This window comes from Archangium lansingense (assembly GCF_026626635.1).
Classification (GTDB): domain Bacteria; phylum Myxococcota; class Myxococcia; order Myxococcales; family Myxococcaceae; genus Archangium; species Archangium lansingense.
Genome location: NZ_JAPNKA010000001.1, coordinates 7,591,968 through 7,609,632 on the forward strand (window position 1 = coordinate 7,591,968; position 17,665 = coordinate 7,609,632).

General features: G+C 66.4%; 18 protein-coding genes and 1 pseudogene. 11 read left to right on the plus strand and 8 right to left on the minus strand.

Going from position 1 to position 17,665, the window contains the following annotated elements:
- Positions 1–8 precede the first annotated feature (8 nt).
- A complete protein-coding gene (locus OV287_RS30290) occupies positions 9–605 on the minus strand; it encodes a response regulator transcription factor (RefSeq protein WP_267537524.1) in 597 nt (198 codons plus the stop codon).
- 314 nt (positions 606–919) lie between these two features.
- A complete protein-coding gene (locus OV287_RS30295; RefSeq protein WP_267537525.1) occupies positions 920–1,996 on the minus strand; it encodes a hypothetical protein in 1,077 nt (358 codons plus the stop codon).
- Between the two features lie 182 nt (positions 1,997–2,178).
- On the opposite strand from OV287_RS30295, the gene OV287_RS30300 reads away from it, so the two are divergent.
- The 3 genes from OV287_RS30300 to OV287_RS30310 all read left to right on the plus strand — a co-directional run bounded on the left by OV287_RS30300 (position 2,179) and on the right by OV287_RS30310 (position 6,804).
- Positions 2,179–2,832, plus strand: a complete 654-nt coding sequence (locus OV287_RS30300) for a hypothetical protein (RefSeq protein WP_267537526.1) — start codon at positions 2,179–2,181, stop codon at positions 2,830–2,832.
- Between the two features lie 378 nt (positions 2,833–3,210).
- A complete protein-coding gene (locus OV287_RS30305) occupies positions 3,211–5,010 on the plus strand; it encodes a hypothetical protein (protein ID WP_267537527.1) in 1,800 nt (599 codons plus the stop codon).
- A gap of 15 nt (positions 5,011–5,025) precedes the next feature.
- Positions 5,026–6,804: a hypothetical protein gene (locus tag OV287_RS30310; RefSeq protein ID WP_267537528.1), complete on the plus strand. Its 1,779-nt coding sequence runs from the start codon at positions 5,026–5,028 to the stop codon at positions 6,802–6,804.
- A 117-nt stretch (positions 6,805–6,921) separates the two neighbouring features.
- On the opposite strand, the pseudogene OV287_RS30315 reads toward OV287_RS30310, so the two are convergent.
- A pseudogene (locus tag OV287_RS30315) lies at positions 6,922–7,146 on the minus strand (1,4-dihydroxy-2-naphthoyl-CoA synthase); the annotation flags it as partial.
- A 45-nt stretch (positions 7,147–7,191) separates the two neighbouring features.
- Here OV287_RS30315 and OV287_RS30320 point away from each other — a divergent pair.
- The 4 genes from OV287_RS30320 (at position 7,192) to OV287_RS30335 (ending at position 9,968) form a co-directional block, all read left to right on the plus strand.
- On the plus strand, positions 7,192–7,500 hold the full coding sequence (locus OV287_RS30320; RefSeq protein ID WP_267537529.1) for a hypothetical protein: 309 nt from the start codon (positions 7,192–7,194) through the stop codon (positions 7,498–7,500).
- On the plus strand, positions 7,472–7,831 hold the full coding sequence (locus tag OV287_RS30325) for a hypothetical protein (protein ID WP_267537530.1): 360 nt from the start codon (positions 7,472–7,474) through the stop codon (positions 7,829–7,831). The genes OV287_RS30320 and OV287_RS30325 overlap by 29 nt, the downstream gene beginning before the upstream one ends.
- A gap of 366 nt (positions 7,832–8,197) precedes the next feature.
- Entirely contained in the window at positions 8,198–8,389 is a 192-nt protein-coding gene (locus OV287_RS30330) for a hypothetical protein (RefSeq protein WP_267537531.1), read from the plus strand.
- Between the two features lie 493 nt (positions 8,390–8,882).
- Entirely contained in the window at positions 8,883–9,968 is a 1,086-nt protein-coding gene (locus OV287_RS30335; protein ID WP_267537532.1) for a hypothetical protein, read from the plus strand.
- Between the two features lie 187 nt (positions 9,969–10,155).
- Here OV287_RS30335 and OV287_RS30340 read toward each other — a convergent pair whose 3' ends face one another.
- The 3 genes from OV287_RS30340 to OV287_RS30350 all read right to left on the minus strand — a co-directional run bounded on the left by OV287_RS30340 (position 10,156) and on the right by OV287_RS30350 (position 11,829).
- Positions 10,156–10,869, minus strand: coding sequence for a transposase (locus OV287_RS30340; RefSeq protein ID WP_267537533.1), 714 nt, complete (start codon positions 10,867–10,869; stop codon positions 10,156–10,158).
- A 97-nt stretch (positions 10,870–10,966) separates the two neighbouring features.
- Positions 10,967–11,425, minus strand: coding sequence for a hypothetical protein (locus OV287_RS30345; RefSeq protein ID WP_267537534.1), 459 nt, complete (start codon positions 11,423–11,425; stop codon positions 10,967–10,969).
- Positions 11,426–11,604: 179 nt separating this feature from the next.
- A complete protein-coding gene (locus OV287_RS30350; RefSeq protein WP_373371847.1) occupies positions 11,605–11,829 on the minus strand; it encodes a hypothetical protein in 225 nt (74 codons plus the stop codon).
- A 450-nt stretch (positions 11,830–12,279) separates the two neighbouring features.
- Between OV287_RS30350 and OV287_RS30355 the strand changes: the two genes are divergently transcribed.
- Together OV287_RS30355 and OV287_RS30360 are read left to right on the plus strand one after the other, a co-directional pair.
- Positions 12,280–13,857 (plus strand): serine hydrolase domain-containing protein, encoded by a 1,578-nt coding sequence (locus tag OV287_RS30355; RefSeq protein ID WP_267537535.1) that lies wholly within the window; start codon positions 12,280–12,282, stop codon positions 13,855–13,857.
- Between the two features lie 162 nt (positions 13,858–14,019).
- Positions 14,020–14,325 (plus strand): hypothetical protein, encoded by a 306-nt coding sequence (locus tag OV287_RS30360; RefSeq protein ID WP_267537536.1) that lies wholly within the window; start codon positions 14,020–14,022, stop codon positions 14,323–14,325.
- Between the two features lie 84 nt (positions 14,326–14,409).
- Here OV287_RS30360 and OV287_RS30365 read toward each other — a convergent pair whose 3' ends face one another.
- Positions 14,410–15,078, minus strand: a complete 669-nt coding sequence (locus OV287_RS30365) for a hypothetical protein (protein WP_267537537.1) — start codon at positions 15,076–15,078, stop codon at positions 14,410–14,412.
- 29 nt (positions 15,079–15,107) lie between these two features.
- On the opposite strand from OV287_RS30365, the gene OV287_RS30370 reads away from it, so the two are divergent.
- Both OV287_RS30370 and OV287_RS30375 read left to right on the plus strand, forming a co-directional pair.
- Positions 15,108–15,407, plus strand: coding sequence for a hypothetical protein (locus OV287_RS30370; protein ID WP_267537538.1), 300 nt, complete (start codon positions 15,108–15,110; stop codon positions 15,405–15,407).
- Between the two features lie 157 nt (positions 15,408–15,564).
- On the plus strand, positions 15,565–16,929 hold the full coding sequence (locus OV287_RS30375) for an amidohydrolase family protein (RefSeq protein ID WP_267537539.1): 1,365 nt from the start codon (positions 15,565–15,567) through the stop codon (positions 16,927–16,929).
- Between the two features lie 177 nt (positions 16,930–17,106).
- Here the strand turns inward: OV287_RS30375 and OV287_RS30380 are convergent, their stop codons facing one another.
- Positions 17,107–17,664, minus strand: a complete 558-nt coding sequence (locus OV287_RS30380) for a VOC family protein (RefSeq protein ID WP_267537540.1) — start codon at positions 17,662–17,664, stop codon at positions 17,107–17,109.
- Position 17,665 lies beyond the last annotated feature (1 nt).

The following is a 17,665-nucleotide window of genomic DNA, read 5'->3' on the forward strand; positions in this document are numbered from 1 at the left end:
CCTCCGGTTCACGGCGGTGAGCCCAGCCGCTCCATCAGCCGCACGAGCTCCGCCACCGAGTCCACCGCCAGCTTCTCCATGACACGGCCGCGTTGCAGGCGCACGGTCTGCTCGGCGGTGCCCAGCTCGGCGGCGATCTGCTTGTTGAGCAGCCCCCGCGCCACCCCCTGGCAGACCTCCCGCTCGCGGGGCGTCAGCAAGGCGAAGCGGATCCGGAGCGCCTCGCGCTCCTGCTCGGAGGCGATCGCCGCCCGGTCCTGCGCCAACGCCCGCTCCACGGCGGCCAGCAACTCCACCGTGCCGACCGGCTTGGGGAGGAAGTCCACGGCACCGGCCTTCATGGCCCTCACCGCCGCCGGCACATCCCCGTGTCCGCTGATGAAGAGGATGGGTTGCATCCACCCCGCTCGCCGCAGTTCCGCCTGAAGCTCCAGCCCGTTCAGCTCCGGCATGCGCAGGTCCAGCACCACGCACCCCGGACGCGGCCCGGGTTTTCGCTCCAGCATCTGTCGCGGGTGGTCGAAGCGCTCGACCTCGTACCCTTCCAGCTGGAACATGCGCGAGAGGCTGCGCAGCACTGAGGGATCGTCATCCACGATGAACACCGTGGAACGCTCTTGGCTCGAAGGACCGTGCAACGTGTGGCTCCCTGCTCGTACCGCAGGGCACACGCTACCATGGCACGCTCGGACGGCGGGCGGGCCAGGGGAAAGGGGCTCAGTCCCGGCCGGTGCGCAGGTAGCGCGCCACGTATGCCTTCGCCCGGCGCGCAGCCGCCGCCGGGGCCCGTCCTTCACCAGCACCGCGCCGAACCCGGGCCCCACCAGCGCCCTGCCCGCCTCGCGCGCCTCCTCCAGAGTGGAGCTGCCCGCGTCATCCGTCTGGCTTCCGGTGAGACGGGCCCCGCCGAGCCTCCGCCCTACTTGGAGGAGGGCTTGGTAGTGCAGGAGAGCGCCTTCCAGGAGTTCTGGACATCGGTGTCCGCGGTGCCGAAGGTGCCGCCCGCGACGATGCCGTAGCGATCGCTCATCTCCTGGCAGAGCGGAGTGACCTTCGCGGTTTGCGGCCGGGTGGCACACGACTTCTTCGCCCAGACGGTGGTCTTGACGTAGGCCGGGGCGAAGCCGAGGCCCTGGTTCGCCACAATCGCATACTGGTCGCTGAGCTCCTGGCAGGAGCGCGGCTTGGCATTACAGGAGAGCGCCTTCCACGAGCCCTGGGCGTCGGCATTCGCGCTGCCGAAGCTGGAGCCGGCGACGATGTCGAAGCGATCGCTCATCTCCTGGCAGAGCGCGCTGACCAGGCTGGCCTGCGGCCGGGTGTTGCACCCCTTCTGCTTCCACTGGGCCTGCACATCCGCAGGGGCGAAGCCAAAGCCCTGCCCCGCCACAATCGCATACTGATCACTGAGCTCCTGGCAGCTGGCGGAGGGCTTGGTAGTGCAGGAGAGCGCCTTCCAGGAGTTCTGGACATCGGCGTCCGCGGTGCCGAAGGTGCCGCCCGCGACGATGCCGTAGCGATCGCTCATCTCCTGGCAGAGCGGAGTGACCTTCGCGGTTTGCGGCCGGGTGGCACACGACTTCTTCGCCCAGACGGTGGTCTTGACGTAGGCCGGGGCGAAGCCAAAGCCCTGCCCCGCCACAATCGCATACTGGTCGCTGAGCTCCTGGCAGGAGCGCGGCTTGGCATTACAGGAGAGCGCCTTCCACGAGCCCTGGGCGTCGGCATTCGCGCTGCCGAAGCTGGAGCCGGCGACGATGTCGAAGCGATCGCTCATCTCCTGGCAGAGCGCGCTGACCAGGCTGGCCTGCGGCCGGGTGTTGCACCCCTTCTGCTTCCACTGGGCCTGCACATCCGCAGGGGCGAAGCCAAACCCCTGCCCCGCCACAATCGCATACTGATCACTGAGCTCCTGGCAGCTGGGCTCCGCGGCGGTGGCTTGGCCAGCCGTGAAGAGCACCTGCAAGGCAAGCAATGGGATGAGAAACTTGTTCATATTTGAACTTCCTTTCGATGATTTGGGGCCGTGAATGGCGACTCCCCTATAGGGCACCTTCTCTGGAGCCGGCTGCCTGGATCTTTGTTGAATTGACAGCCGGGAGATAACGTGTTTGCCCGAACCGGGCTGGAACCCACCTGCCACTCCCGGGGAACGAGACGAGCGGAGCGTCGGCCCTGGTGCTCAAGCGCGTCTCCAAGGACGAGGATGTGGTGGCGCTGCCGACCGACCTGCGGGTCCGCATCATCTCCTCGGCCTCGCCTGGCTACGACGCCATGGAGGTGGAGCAAACCCCGAGGTCCGTGGCCCCCGACAGGCAATCGGTGGAGTCGCTGGTGTCCACCCTTGAGGATGTGCACAAGCAAGTGGAGCGCATGACCCATGCCTTCTCCGCATCCCCCGAGTCCCGCTCACGGCGACCCCTGGGGCTGCTGCTGGTGGGGAGCGCCGCGGTGTGCGCCCTGGTCTTCGCCTTCGCGCGCCTGGCTCTCATGTCCCAACCGCCGAGTAGCCGGGACTCCCAGGTGGTGACCGAGCCCATGCCCCAGCGTCACGAGGTGCCGACGGACACCTGGGGACCCCTTACGGAAATGTCGCTCCTGAGTTCCACGGACGGAGGGCTCCCTGTCCTCTCCCGCCCCTTACCGAGCAAGCCCTACCATGGACAGAAGCGCCCTCCCTGCAAGCCCCGGGTCGAGGTAGAGATCAACGGCGGCTGCTGGGTGCCTCACATGCTCAAGGCACCGTGCCCGGAGGATCTCTTCGAGTACAAGGGGCAGTGCTACACGGTCTCGATGCAGCCCCCGCCGACCCCCCAATCGCTCGGGCAGTGAGTGGCTTGGGGCTCCCTCGCTCACAGATGCACTCCAGTCAGACGATTCGTAGGAGGTCAATGTGCCGGGTTCGAGTCCTTTGACACCTTCCCGGTGACACCTTCCCGGTGGCGGAGTCCCAACAGTTGCACTCCCGCTGTATGGGAACGCCACGAATTGGATGTACCGGCTCGATGCTGTGTGGTGACCGACGCTCACTCCGAGCCCTCGGGTTGCTGCGCGCTGGCCTCCCCTGTACAGGTTCCGGTGGCTTCACTCGGCGGAGGAAGCGTCGTGAAAGCATTTCACCCGGAGCCGAGCTGAGCCCAGGTACGCCAGCACCCCGCGCTGCCCCGACGGCTGCGCGCCGATGGGGACCTGCATCTATCGGGGGGCAGCATGAGCATTCAATTGTTCGGGAGATGGAACCTCGAGGTCACCAAGGCCATCCATAACTTGGAGAACCGCTTTCAAGTTCAAGGCGCGGACTCGGGCAACGGGACATTCCCGCCAACGGTTGGCCTGAATCTGACACCCGCTGGCACCGCCTGGCTGTTGACCGCGGAGTATCGCGAAGCCACGGCGCAGCCGTGGAAGTCCTCGGACATGATGATCGATCCGGGTCCTCTGGACCGGGTGGACATCCAGGCCACCATCGGCGCGGAAGATCCCCTGCCGTCCCGGGACTTCGAGGACATCCAGTGGGCCGCGCGCTATCTCGATGGCACGTTGTTGGAGATACCCCACCGGCCCTATGCGGTGCGTACCCAGGATCTCTTCCAGATGCCCGATGGCATCTTCGAGACGGCGCTGGGGACCTACTACATGGCGGTGCGGGTCGTGAATCGTTGGGGGCTGCCCTTCACGTCCGACCATGTGCTGAACATCTCGGCCGCGAGCCGGGCGGCGCTGGCCGTGGGCGGCATCCACGTGATCGATGCCTGGTCACATGCCGAGCTCACCTCGCTCGGGCAGTCGCAGCGCGGGACGGGCATGGTGCTCGGTCCCCTGGTACCGGGCAGCGCGCGCACCGTGTATTTCAAGATCGATGTGTCGGCCGCGGCGCCGCGCAAGCACGAGGTGGAATTCGTGCTGCAGAACGTGACGGGAATGGCCGATCCCCTTCATCCCGCGCGCCGGGTACGCAAGCAGATCTTCGTCAGCCGCACCGCGGTGGACCCGCAGACGGGCGAGATCGTCGCGGAGGTGCAGGAAGGAACGCTGCGCTTCAAGCTCAGGGAGATCGCCATCGACCGCAAGAACGGTCGAAAGGGACGCAAACGCTGCCCACCGCCCAGACGCCGACCCGGAGAGAAGGACGTACGCGACAGGCTGCGCCATACGCTGCAAGCGTTGCTGGATGGCAGGCCGATTGACCCATGCGTCATTCAAGAGCTCCTGGCCTGCTATTGCACCCAGGGACCGGGAGGTGGCCATCCGCTCGACCCGATGCGGCCGACCGATGGCCGCTTCTGCTACGACCCGTTCTTCGCCTTTCCAACCAGGTTCTCCTATACCATCACCCCGCGCGTCCCGTTCGAGGGCCAGTACGGACCAATCCCCTTCCAGGATCCGTGGTGGAAGGTGTTGCTGCTCGTCATCGCGGTGCTCCTGCTGCTGGCGGGAGCACTCTCCGAGGCGGCGGATGTCGCCTACCACGACGAGGATCTGGTGATCGGCTCCCTCGGGCGGTCACAACAGAACGATGTCGACGCAGCGCTCTGCGTGCTCGATACCGACCGGGCGCTGGGATTCGGTCAGGTTCTCGATGTCCAATCCAACGAGGACAACCAGAACTTCGAGAATGCTCTCGATGGGCAGATCACCCTGGCAAGCACCATCATGCCGATCGCCGAGGTCATGGCGCTGCTCGCGGATCCGAATACGCCGGATGCTCAACTGCAGGTCTTCAAGTCGGGCGCGACCACGGGATTGACGCACGGGTTGATGTCGGGCTTCACCTCCATGCCATTCACCCGGGAAGACGACGGCACGCAGTTCAATCTCCCACAACTGCGGATCTCACCGGATCCGGCATTCGGAGAGAACGTCAGCAGACCTGGCGATTCCGGGTCGATCTGGGTGCATCGCGCCACTGGCCGGCCAGTGGCGTTGCACCACTCCGGTACCGACGACCCTGATCGTGCCACGGCGTCTTTCCTGGAAGACGTGTTCAAACAGTTGAAGGTCACCCTTTGAGTCGAGGAAACCGCCATGAGTGATCGGAACGCCGACATCCAGGCCGTTCTCAAACGGTTGGCGCAAGAGTATGCCGATGATCCCAACATCCAGACGATCGGCTTCGGGCTACGCACCCGGGGAGGGACGCTGACGCGCGAACGGGTGATCATCTTCTTCGTCAAGCGGAAGTATGGCTCCGCCCGGCAGCTCGAGGCCGCTGGCTCGAGCCCGATTCCAAAAGAGATCGATGGCTTCGCCACGGATGTTCAGGAATTCAATATCAAGCCGAGTGCGGCTGGTGACCGTGACGACAAGGAGTTCGACCCGCTGCTCGGTGGGGTGGCGACGAGCAACGCCACGGGCCATATCTTCTGGTTCAACAGCTCGGGGACGCTGGGCATGCTGGTGCGCGATGAAACCGACGGCACGCCGATGGCATTGTCCAACTGGCACGTCTGGGCCAACGGGGGTGACGAGGGCGACGACATCATTCAACCGGGTCATCCGACGGGGGGCGATCATGTCGAGGCCATCGGCAAGGTCGCGGCTTGCGGTCCACTGAGCACGTCGTTGATCGAGTGGGAGGCGCCGTCCCCGTTGACCGTCGGCCTCTATGGTGGGGCGGCGGCTGCCGCGGTGGCCGCGGCGGCCAGCGACGTACGTGATCCGAGTCGGCGCGGTCAGGATCAGACCCCCACCAATCCTGGCGAATTGACCGAGCTCGAATCGGTTGACATGGCCATCGAGTACCCGCAACTCCCACTCCCGGGAGTAGCCTTCCATACCCAGGTCAAGTGGCGCTACGAGCGTAAGACCTCCGCCCGCGTCCTGCACCATGAGGTCGAAGAGACCCAGATCAACACGCAGTTCCTGTTGGGCAAGATGGTCACGACCCAGAAGACGCATTACCGGCCTGGAGAGACGGTCGCGCTGGTTGCCGCGCTCTGGGACTACCAGCCACGCGCCTGCCACGCCTACCATGTGGTCGCGCACCTGATTTCCCAACTGCGGCCCAACACCGCGCTGCGGGTGGTGTTGCACCCAACCAGTTGTCCTCGCACGCTTCCAGTGGACCCTCCGCGCGGCGAGGCCCAGGACAAGCTGTGCGTGACCTTCGAGGGCGAAAAGCTCGGCGAGTATCCCCCCAAAGGCCAGTTCGCGTGGCTGCGGTATCTGGACGTGGGACAGGAGCCGGTACGTGTCGTGAATTGGCTCGAGCCGCTCAAGGCGCTGACGATCTCCTCGCGGACCCTGCTGCTGGAGCATGTGCCGGCACGCATGGTGGTCGTGACCGTGGCGCAGTTCACCCGTCCCCCCATCACCGCGGTCGCCCTCAACGCGGCGGGCCAGGTTCTCGATCAGAAGACGGCCCCCGAGCAGCAGGCCACTGCTCATGAGCTGACCCTGCAAGGCGAGGGGATCGTCCGGGTCGTGCTGCGTGGCGGCGGTGGAGAGGGGGTCCTGATCAGCTACTGCATCGAACCGATCCACGCCCAGAGCTTCACGACCCCGATCGCCGAGAGCACGGCGGCCAGCGTGCGCCGGGAAATTCCGCGGTTGGAGCTCACGGGTCCACGGCTGAAGGTGAACCGGTGCTGCTTCTCGGGAAGCATCGCGCTGCCTCCGGACGAGCCTCCCGGCAAATGGGACGTCTACCTGACCGTGCAGAACGTGAATACCGTACCGGACGGTACGCGACCCGAGGAAGCGGCGACGACCATTGGCGGGCATCTGCTGAGCTCGCACACCTCGGCGGAGATCCTCGGCTGCACGGCGCTCATGCTGGGCGATCACGTGTTCGACGTGATCTAGGGGGCTCGCGCAGCTTCCAGCCGCGGGAAGGGGGTGCCCTGGCCGTGTCGGGAGCCCTCGTCATCGTGAGTGACTGGAAGCCGGGCGGAGCGGCACCACGTCGCTGGAGCCCGGCGCTCAGTAGTGCCAGGGGAAGCGCTTGAAGTTCTTCTCGCGCTTCTCCACGAAGGCGTCGCGGCCCTCCTGGGCCTACTCGGTGCCGTAGGCCAGCCGCGTCGCCTCGCCCGCGAAGAGCTGCTGGCCCACCATGCCGTCGTCCGGCAGGTTGAAGCCGTACTTCAGCATGCGCATCGCCGTGGGGCTCTTGGAGTTGATGATGCCCGCCCACTCCAGCGCCACCTTGCCCACCTGCTGGAGTGGGCGCGGGGAGCCGCGCTCTCAGCCTTCATGCAGTACCTGCGCGCCAACCTGTCCAAGAAGCTGGGGCGGTTGGTGGACTGGCGCGGCGGTTTCTGGGAGAGGCGTTACTCGGCGGAGCCGGTGCTGGACGACGCGGCGCTGGTGGGGCGGCTGCGCTATGTACTGGCCCATGGGGTGAAAGAGGGCCTGGTGGAGAAGTGCGCCGAGTGGCCGGGCCTCATGCCTACCTCAATTGCTGGGGCCGGCACGGCGGCTGTTCCAGTGGTTCAACTGGACGAAGCGCTGGAGCAAGAGGGGGCGCGAGGACATGACAGGCGCGCAGGGGCGCTTCGCTGAGGAATGGGCGGAACCAGTGGAGTTGGAGGTGGCGCCCCTGCCGTGTTGGGAAGGACTGGGCGAGCAGGAGAGGCAGCGTGCGGTGCGGGGACTGGTGGCGGATGTGGAAGCCGAGGCTCGTGCACGGGACAAGGCTGTCCTGGGAGCGCGCGCCGTGAGGGAACAGCACCCACATACCCGGCCCGAGCGGCTCAAGCGCAGCCCGCGGCCGTTGGGGCATGCCTCCACGCTCCAGGCGCTGAGGGAGTTGCGCGAGCGGGAGGGGAGCTCCGGGAACAGGCCGCTGCCGAACGAGCGCCGCGCCGGTGCAGGGGGCATTGCAACTGGTTGAACACGTGGATGCCTTCCTCGGTGGTTCCTTCGACCTGTCCCTTGTCTGTTTCAATGATCATCGTCACGCCTCTCCTTGCCTTGCAGTCACGTACACGGCATCCGCCCCCTCCACGCATCAGGAGGTCCTTCCATCGCCAGGGCGTGATGCGACGCGCGATGGACCGGAAGCTTGGCGGGCGCGGGTTCGCGGCATCTGCTCCCGGGTTCGAAGCAGTGACCGCTGCCGGATAGCGGGATGGGTCGATCCCTCCCCCGCTTGGGGTGCAGGCTCCGGGGGCCGTCCGTGCGGGCCAGGGAAGCCAGCGAGGACGCGGACGACCCGCGACGTCGAAGGCTCCTACCGGGAATGGAGTGCTATCGAGAAATGGGAAAAGAATTCCCAGGCTTCAAGGGAGGCATCCAGGTCCGGCGACGTGCGTCCGATGATGTTGGCGTTCACGAGGAAGCCGGAGAGGGTGTCAAAGAGAAGGACGAGAAGAAGCAGTACCTCATCTTCAAGACCAAGGCCTTCTGCGAGGAAGAGCGAGAGACGCAGATGGCCAACTCCGAGGAGTGAGGCCCTGGGGCGCTGATCAGCCCCAAGGACAGTGGACGCATGCCTCGCTCAGCAACTCGTCGGCTGACAAGTCCCCGCGCAATCAAACGTGCAGTCAATGCGCGCATCACACGTGACGAGCCACCAGGCTTGCGGGTCGAAGCATGATCCGTAGCGCCCTGCGGTTGATCACCAGAACCTCCATGGAATTAACGGAGTACTCTCCGCGTGGAGAAAGAACATACTCCCGTGCGGCCGCAGTAAAAGCTCCCAACAAAAGTAAGGCTTGAGAGCAGACGGTAGGGTGGACGGATGAGTGAGCCATAAACACCGTGGCGCATGGCCCACGAACTGGTACCGGACGGAGATCTCGCGGCGCTGGAGCAATTCCTGACGCCGCTGCTGCCCCGCCCTTCCGCGGACCATCGCGCCCCCAAGCAGGTGAGAAGGAGGCGAACGAGGCACCCCAGGATCCAGAGGTTGCTACGGGATCGGGTGTAAGGTAGCAGGCCCTATGCTCTCCACTCGCTCTACCGCTCTCTCCTTCCTCGTCGTGCTCGGTTTCGTCGCCGGTTGCGGCGACACTTCTCCCCCCTGCCCCGTCGACACACCCGACGCGTCCGTGCCGGTGATGTGTAACAGCGTCGGCGTCGAGCTGTGCGGCGGCTCCTGCGTGAGCATCGAGAGCGACCCGAAGCACTGCGGTGGTTGCGACAAGGCCTGCGCGACCGGCGAGGCTTGTGAGGGCGGCGTCTGTGTCGCGCTCTGTCAGATCGACGGCAAGCAGGTCGCCGCCGGAGCGGTGAACGCGGCGAATTCGTGCGAACAGTGCACGCCGGCGACGTCCGCGACCGCGTGGACGCAACGCGCTGACGGGACGCCGTGCAACCCGGGACAGGTGTGCTCGGCCGGTGTGTGCAGCCCGAAGTGCTTCATCGACGGCGTGGTCTACGCCGCGGGTGTGCCGAATCCGGCGAACACCTGCGAGACGTGCGTGCCGGCGACGTCGACGACGCAGTGGACGGCCCGCGCGAGCGTTCCGCTGCTGGTCGGCGGCGAAGACATCACGGCGCAAGGCTGGACAACGGTCTCGCAGACGCCGAACACGCTCACGTACGGCGCGGACTACGTTCGCCTCCAGACGTCGACGAACAGCGGCGGGCAGACGAGCGGGCAACTGCTCATCACGAGGGCGAACTCGCTCGACGCAACGAAGCCGTTCAAAATCCACGTGACGATGCTGGTCGAGTCGGTGAACACCCACAACTCGTTGGACAGCGGCGCGGCCATCCTGGGGAGCTTCACGCCGCCGTTCGGCAACGCCACGGATCGTTCGCAGATGATCTACCTCGACAGCGGTGCGATCGGCTGGGCGGACGACACGCGGTCCGCGGCGTTCCCGGTGACCGACGGCGCATATCATGTCTACGAGCTCGCGGTGGACGCAGCGAAGGTGGCGACGGTGAGCATCGACGGCGTCGCGAAGCTCACGCGGAACAACTTCATGGCGAACGGCACCATCGCCATCGGCGACCAGACGAACGACCCGAACGTCGATGGAGCGGTGCGGATCAAGTCGGTCGAGCGGCTCTGTCCATGAGTTCCACCACAGCATCTACGTCGGTGAGGGCCAGGTCGTGCACTCCGCGGGCGACCGCGCGAAGGACGCCGCCAGCGCGAGCGTTCGCCTCGGCACGCTGAGGCGCTCGCGACTGTAGGAGCGACGAGGCGCTGGCGTGCAGACGGTGGGCACCTGTACGCCAGCCCTGTGGTGCTCCTCGCTCGGTTCAGTGCCCTGCCCTCTCCCAGTCGAGTGGAGCCTCGTGCACCTCACTGGCACTTCCTCCACGGCCTTGGCGTGGCGCGCCGAGCGTGAAACCTTTCACGGCGTCCAGCTTCTTCATGGACTCCTCCATTCGTCCGTAGCTCATGGCCTTGTGCTTGCTCGCGTTGGCCTTCACCTTCGTGCCGTCCACCGACAGGTACCCCAGCTTCTTGAGCCCCGAGCTGCGTGCCAGCCTCAGCGTGTCCACGAAGAGCGATCGGAAGGCGTCCAGGTGCCGCACCCGGAAGGTGCACACGGTGTCATGGTCGGGCCGCTCGCCTCCCGTCAGGTAACGGAAGGCGATGTCCGTCTCGCACCGCCTCTCAATCTCCCGGCTGCTCGTAATGCCTCGCGCGTACGCATACATGAGCAGCAGCGCCATCATCACCGGGTGGTAGGGCGGCTGGCCGCACTCCTTCGTGTACGCCCCCTGAATGGGACTGAAGTCGAGCGTCTTCCTCAGGTCGACGAAGAAGCACGCCAGGTGCCCCTCTCCCAGTACTTCCCGCGCGTACTGTGGCAGCAATTGCCCCTGCTCCGGCTGCCACTCCCGAAACGGCCTCGGCGAGGCCAGGCGGGCCCAGCTCTTCGCCTCCTCCTGCCTCTCCGGCTTCTCGCTGGCGGCAACATCCAACAGGGTGGCCTGCTCCGGCTTCTTCGTCGAGGTGGTGCTCACCCTCCACCTTCAACCAGAACTCGCCTCTCCTCTGAAGGACCACCTGGGGCGTCACCCCTCTTCCCCACCCTCAGCGGTGGGGTTCTCTGACAAGCTCCTATTCCCGTCGTAGCTCGAAGGTGGCGGTGACGTAGCCTGCGTCTGTCTGGACGTAGGTCAGGACCGTCCCGTTCTTCGTGACGAAGAAGTCGAAGTGCGCAGTGCCTCCGAGGTTGTCGGTGAGCGTCGCGGTGCCGGTACAGTCGGGCGCGACAGTGTAGGTGCCAGTGTAGACGATGCGCGTTATCACACCATTGGTACTGACGGTCGACGCACCGGTAAGGGTCCCGTCCCCTTGGAAGAGATCATGACCGGCCTGTGCGAAGGGGACCTGCCCGGACACACTCACGATGTACCCATCGTTCGCATAGACGTAGTTGCCCTTCAGAATGCCCGGCCCGCATTGGGAACTCGTCGAAGCCTCCGCCGCGGGAACCTCACCAAAGGCCTCGTGCGCAAGTCCCAGGAGGCCGACCGTGAGGACACTTCCCATGACGTACCATTGGAATAGCTTCATGCTCCGCTCCTTCGTTTCGGGGCACCACAGTTCGCTGCACTGCAGTACGGAGAGTGACACAGAGCGGGGGGTTCTCAAATCGCACCTGGGTACGTTTAGGCTGTGCAGTAATGGATTGGCGAGTACGACCGCGAGCGGAGGAATGCCTGCATCGCGAGCGCGCCGCGAAATCGCGCAGATCAGGGATGGGAGCGCCAGCAGTCGGTGTCTGGCTGCATTGTCTTCATGGCCTCCTCCATCCGTCCGTAGCTCATGGCCTTGTGCTTGCTCGCGTTGGCCTTCACCTTCGTGCCGTCCACTGACAGGTGCCCCAACTTCTTGAGCCCCGAGCCACGCGCCAGCCGCAACGTGTCCACGAAGAGCGCTCGGAAGGCTTCCAGGTGCCGCACCCGGAAGGTGCACACCGTGTCATGGTCTGGCCGCTCTCCTCCCGTCAGGTAGATGAGCTCGGAGGCTCGTTCCCCCCCGGGCGATCTCGTGCTTGGGCATGTGTCAGCTCCCCTTCGAGCGGTACTCAGGAGAGCATGCTCAGGGGAAAAGCATAAGCGCTTCAACGCACGTCTCTGCAACGTAACCCCGCCTCCAGGACCCTCCCCGCCGCTCGGCCCAGCCCGCTCCCGCTGCCCCGCCCAACCCGCTCTGCGCGACGCTTCTCCCCCGCCCGGCTCCAACGGGGCTGCATCGCGGTGTAGATCGGGGTCGTGTCGGGCAGGACCGTGGCGGGTTCGATTCCTGCCGCCTCCACTCCGTAGCTCCCGGAAAAGATTCTGCTGGACGGAGGATGCAATCAACTCCGAAGCTCTTCGTAGTCGTGTTGCCGCAGGGGCTCATCACGAGCTCCCCGGAAGCCATCCATGAGCCAGACTCCGTTCCGATTCACCTCCATCGCCCTCGCGGGCCTCGCCGCCATCGGTCTCCTCACGGCCGCGGACACGCGCAAGCCCGCCACCCAGTGGCTCTCTCGCCCCTCCGAGACCGCACGTATCGCTCGAGTGGAAGCGGGCCTCTCTCCCATCACCCTCCCCGGTGAGGCCCCCCGCAGCCTGTCGCTCCAACAGTGGATGGAGCTGTACAAGATTCCCGGCGTCAGCATCGCCGTCTTCGATCGGGGCGCCCTCGTCTGGGCCAAGGCCTACGGCGTCAAGCAGACCGGCGGCTCCGAGCCCGTCACCCTCGACACCCTCTTCCAGGCCGCCTCCATCAGCAAGCCCGTCACCGCCCTCGCGGCCATGCACCACGCCGAAAAGCAACACTGGTCGCTCGACGCGAACATCAACGACCTCCTCACCTCGTGGAAGGTGCCGGACAACGACTTCACGAAGGAGCAGAAGGTCACCCTCCGCAGACTGCTCGCCCACAACGCCGGCACGACGGTCCACGGCTTCCGCGGCTACGCGGCGAGTGAGCCCGTTCCCACCCCCCAGCGGATTCTCGACGGCGAGACACCCGCGAACTCCGGCCCTGTGCGCGTCGACACCGTGCCCGGCGCCGTGACGCGCTACAGCGGCGGCGGCACCGTCATCGTTCAGCAGATGCTCGTCGACCGGCTCCAGAAGCCCTTCCCGCAAATCATGAAGGAGACCGTCCTCGCGCCGCTCGACCTGAAGCACAGCACCTTCGAGCAGCCCCTCCCCAAGGCCCTGGAGTCCCAGGCCGCCATCGGCACGCGCCCCGGCGGCACGAGCGTCGAGGGCCGCTGGCACACCTACCCCGAGCTGGCCCCCGCCGGCCTGTGGACCACGCCCTCCGACCTGGCTCGTGTCGCCCTCGAGGTCTCCAAGGCCTGGAACGGCAAGTCCCGGCGCATCGTCTCCCCGGCCATGGCGAAGCAGATGCTCACCCGCCAGTCCGAGGCCTTCGGCATCGGCTTCATGCGCCGCCCCGGCGTGGACTGGTTCGGCCACGGCGGCGGGAACGAGGGTTACCGCGCCTTCCTCATGGCCTTCGCCGACTCGGGCAGCGGCATCGCCATCATGACCAACTCGGATGAGGGCTCGCGCCTCTTCGAGCGGCTCATCGCCAGCGTGGCCACCGAGTACGGCTGGAAGGGCTTCACCGCCATGCCCGACAGTCCGGCCACGACGGCGGACCTGCTCCTGCGCCTCCAGGGCACCGAAGCTGCCCTCTCTTGGTTCAAGGACCACGCGAAGAACGCGGGCCCGGACGCAAAGCCTTCCTCCAGCATCCTCAATGAGCTCGGATACTCGCTCCTGCGCGAGAAGAAGCTCGCTGACGCCGTGAAGGTCTTCGAGGCCAACGCCGAGCTCCATCCCGACGACGCCAACACCCACGACAGCCTCGGTGAGGCCTATGCCGAGGCCGGCCGGAAGGACGAGGCCATCAGCCGCTACAGGAAGTCGCTCGAACTCGACCCGAAGAACGACAACGCCGCGAAGATGCTGGAGAAGCTCGGCGCGGCCTCCACGAAGTAACGCTCCCCGGGAGCACGGCGCTCCGGCGATGGCATCCAGGTCGAGGCCTGCGCCACCTTGCTTCGTTGGACCGTTCCTGGCGGTAGCCTCGTCCTGAGCAGCGCTGATAACCTCGCCCCTTGGCTGTCCGGAGTGAACTGACTCATCCCAAAGGAGAGGTACATGCAGGTAAAGACTGTCATGGGTGGCATGCTGCTCGCGGTGGGACTGCTGTCGGCCGGGTGCGGTGGCGTTCCGCTGGACGAAACCGAGCCGTCGCAACTCAGCACCCGCGAGGATGCACTCCCGGCGTGTGGTGGCATGGCGTTCTTCTATGACTATTACAAGGACGCCGCGCTCACCCAGTACGCGGGCTCGGGTTGGTGTGACTGTGGTGACAGCACCATGTGGCTCTCCGGCAGCATGACGCGCTACAAGGAAGTCCTCTTCGAGTCGGTATGCGCCGCGGCGCCCACTCCCACGAACTGAGATGAATCCGCTGCGCGTCAACAGCACTAGAACCCGCGTCCGCTGACGCTTGTTGCCCCTGGTATCTCTATGGACTGATGTCCTTCAGGAAGGGAGCACCTGGGACATGGCAGCGAAGCAGGACGGAGTGAAGGTCTGGGGACGAGAGGCCTCCGCGCAGGAGGTGTGGTCTCGCGTGGAGGCGGTGGCGACGCCCGAGTGGCGGGAGAAGCTGACCTCGTGGTGGAAGGGCACCACCGAGAAGGGCGTCCTCTTCCATGAGGGAGATTTGGAGACCGACTCGCTCGTCGTCGGCCCGCTGCCGCTCGTCGTCTCCGGCAGCGTCCGGCTGAAGGGGCTGCTGGAGGATGGCCACGCGGCCGACCACACCCTCCTGGTGGTGCTGGGAAACCTGGAGGTGGAGAACGTCGCCACGTTCTCCGCCATGTTCATCGCGGGCAACGTCCGGATTCGGGGGCTCCTCTTCGGCGACTCGCTCGGGGATGACGTCTTCTGCGTGGGTGGAGGGTTGACGGCGCGCGCGCTCGTCGAGGAGCACCACCACCTCCAGGTGCACGGCGCGCTGGACGTGGACGCGCTCGTGGGCAGCAAGCTCACCGCGACGGGACGGCCGCGCAGGACACTGGAGCCGCACGAGGCACTCCTGCCGGGCACCTTCAACGTGGAGGACGAGGACGGCGTCACCGACTCGACGCTCGACCGGAAGGGACTCCTCGCGAAGCTGCGCGCGGGGAAGCCCGTGCTGGCGGACACCCGAACTGGCGGAGCTGTACCTCGACGCCATGGCCCTGGAGGGCTTCCCCGAGGTGCTGACCCGGCTGCCGCGACTGAAGAAGCTCTGGTGGTGGCGCTTCTACAAGATGACGCCGGCCCGGGTGCAGGCCCTGGTGGACGGGCTCGGCCGGTTGCCGAAGCTGACGCATGCCGGCTTCTTCCAGGGCGAGCTGGTCGCTCTGCCGGAGGACCTCGCGCCGCTCGCCCAGCTCAAGCAGTTCAAGCTCGGGCTCGACCGCATCCCCGAGTCGGAGGTGAAGCGCCTGGAATCGGCGCTGCGCCCCGGCCGCCTGCACGTGGGGTACTGAGCGGCGCTCAGGCTGTCACCCTGGCCCGGGGACCGAGTCCTTGGGACGTGGGGCCGCTCATTGCCAATGGCACCTGCAGCCTCCTCTGGCGCTTGCCTTCGTGAGACAGGACGGCGACCGTGCGGTGGCTCAGCACCGCGCACCCAGGAGCCCCTCCTTGCCCTCCCCTTCCCGGCGACTCTTCACGACTGTCATTGGCACCGTCCTGTTGTGGAGCCTTCCCTTGCCGTCATGGGCCCAGGCTCCCGCCTCCCCGGAGCCCACGCGCATCGCCCTGCGCGCCGCGAGGCTCTTCGATGGGAAGAGTGACAAGGTCCTGGCGGATGCGGTCGTGCTCATCGAAGGCTCGCGCATCCAGGCCGTGGGCACCGGCCTCTCCATCCCCTCGGGTGCACGGGTCATCGACCTGGGCGACGTCACCCTGCTGCCTGGGCTGATCGACGCGCACTCGCACCTGCTGCTGGAGGTCGACATGGAGAGCGGCGACGGCATGCTCTCCACCGTCGCCCAGAGGAGTACCGCCGAGCGCGCGCTCCTGGGAGCGAAGCTGGGCCGCGAAATGCTCGAGGCTGGCGTCACCACGGTGCGCGACGTCGGCAACTCCGGGCTCAACGGGGACGTGGCGCTGCGCGACGCCATCCAGCGTGGCTGGGTGCAGGGCCCGCGCATCTCCGCCTGCACCCGCGCGCTCGCTCCACATGGCGGGCAGTTCCCCACGCTCCAACCGCCAGCTCAGGCCCTCATCGAGCAGGAGTACGTCACCATCTCCGGCGTGGAGGAGGCCCGGCGCGCCGTGCGGCAGGCCATCTCCGACGGCGCGGACTGCATCAAGGTCATCGTCGACAACGGGCACAACCTCCTCTCGCTGGAGGAGCTGAAGGTCATCGCCGAGGAGGCCCACCGCAAGAAGCGCCCGGTGGCGGCGCACACCACCACCGACGAGAGCATTCGCATCGCGGTCCAGGCGGGCGTCGACTCCATCGAGCACGCGTACTCCCTCCCCGATGACGTGCTGGTGCCCATGGCCCGCAAGCGCATCTTCATGGTGGCTACCGAAGGCTCGATGGACACGTGCGACTTATTCGATGCCAAGACGGGCAACGCGGAGCACCAGCGCAAGATGAAGGAGCGCTGCAGGAAGTCCATCACCAAGGCCCATGACCGCCTCCGTCGCGCGGTGACAGCGGGCGTTCGGCTTGCCGCGGGCTCGGACATGTACATCGTGATGCCAGGGCTGACGCGAGGACAGGCCAGCGTGAAGTCGTTCAGCGCCTATTCCGAGGCCGGCCTCAAGCCCGTGGACGTCCTGCGCGCGGCGACAGTGAGCGCGGCGGAGCTGCTCCGCATGCAGGACCAGATTGGCTCGCTCGAGCCGAACAAGCTCGCGGACCTGCTCGCGGTAGAGGGCGACCCGCTGAAGGACATCGGGGCGCTGAAGCAAGTGCGGTTCGTGATGAAGGACGGACAGGTCGTCCTGGACGCCCGGAGTCAGAAGGAGCGAGTGGGTGAATCGACACGCTGAGCGGCTCTGGCTTCGCGCTCCAATCGCTCCAGACGTGGCGGCCCGCAGGAGGCGACGGAAGGTGGGGCATTCCATGTGGCTCGGCGTGGGGCAGGCAGCCGAGTGCAAGAGCTCCGCCGCGATGGCGAGCACTCTAGGGGAAAGGCCGGGGGGATTGCTCCCGGCCTCCCTTTCGGCTCACTCGCTCCGGCCGTTCCAGGGCTTGCCCGGCGAGAACAGGCGGGCATCGGTGTCCTGCTCGTAGGGCATCCCCCTGGGCATGTTCAGGACCTCCATCTGCATGCCCCACGGGGTCAGGAAGTAGACCCAGCGGTCACCGGCGATGGGCCCCTCGGTGATGGTCTGCGGCTCGCCGAGGATCTTCACTCCCGGCACCGAGCGGAGGTAGTCGACCGCGGCATCCACGTCCTCGACGTCGATGGCCAGGTGGTGGCCGCCCCAGTCGCTGTTGCGCGGGAGCTCCCGCCGCTGCTCGGGCGCCGTGTACTCGAACAGCTCGAGGTTGGTGACGGGCCCGAAGCGGAGCATGGCGATGTGCGTCGAGGCCCGGGGGTGCACGTTGAGCTGGCGCGCCATCCAGTCGCCCGTCGTGTCCTCGACGGGGCCGATCCGGTACAGCAACTCGGCTCCCAGGACGTTGACGAAGAAGTCGACTGCCTGATCCAGATTGGGAACGGTATAGGCGAGGTGGTGGACGTTGCGTGCTCCGGGAATGCCCTTGCTGGTGCGGCTCATG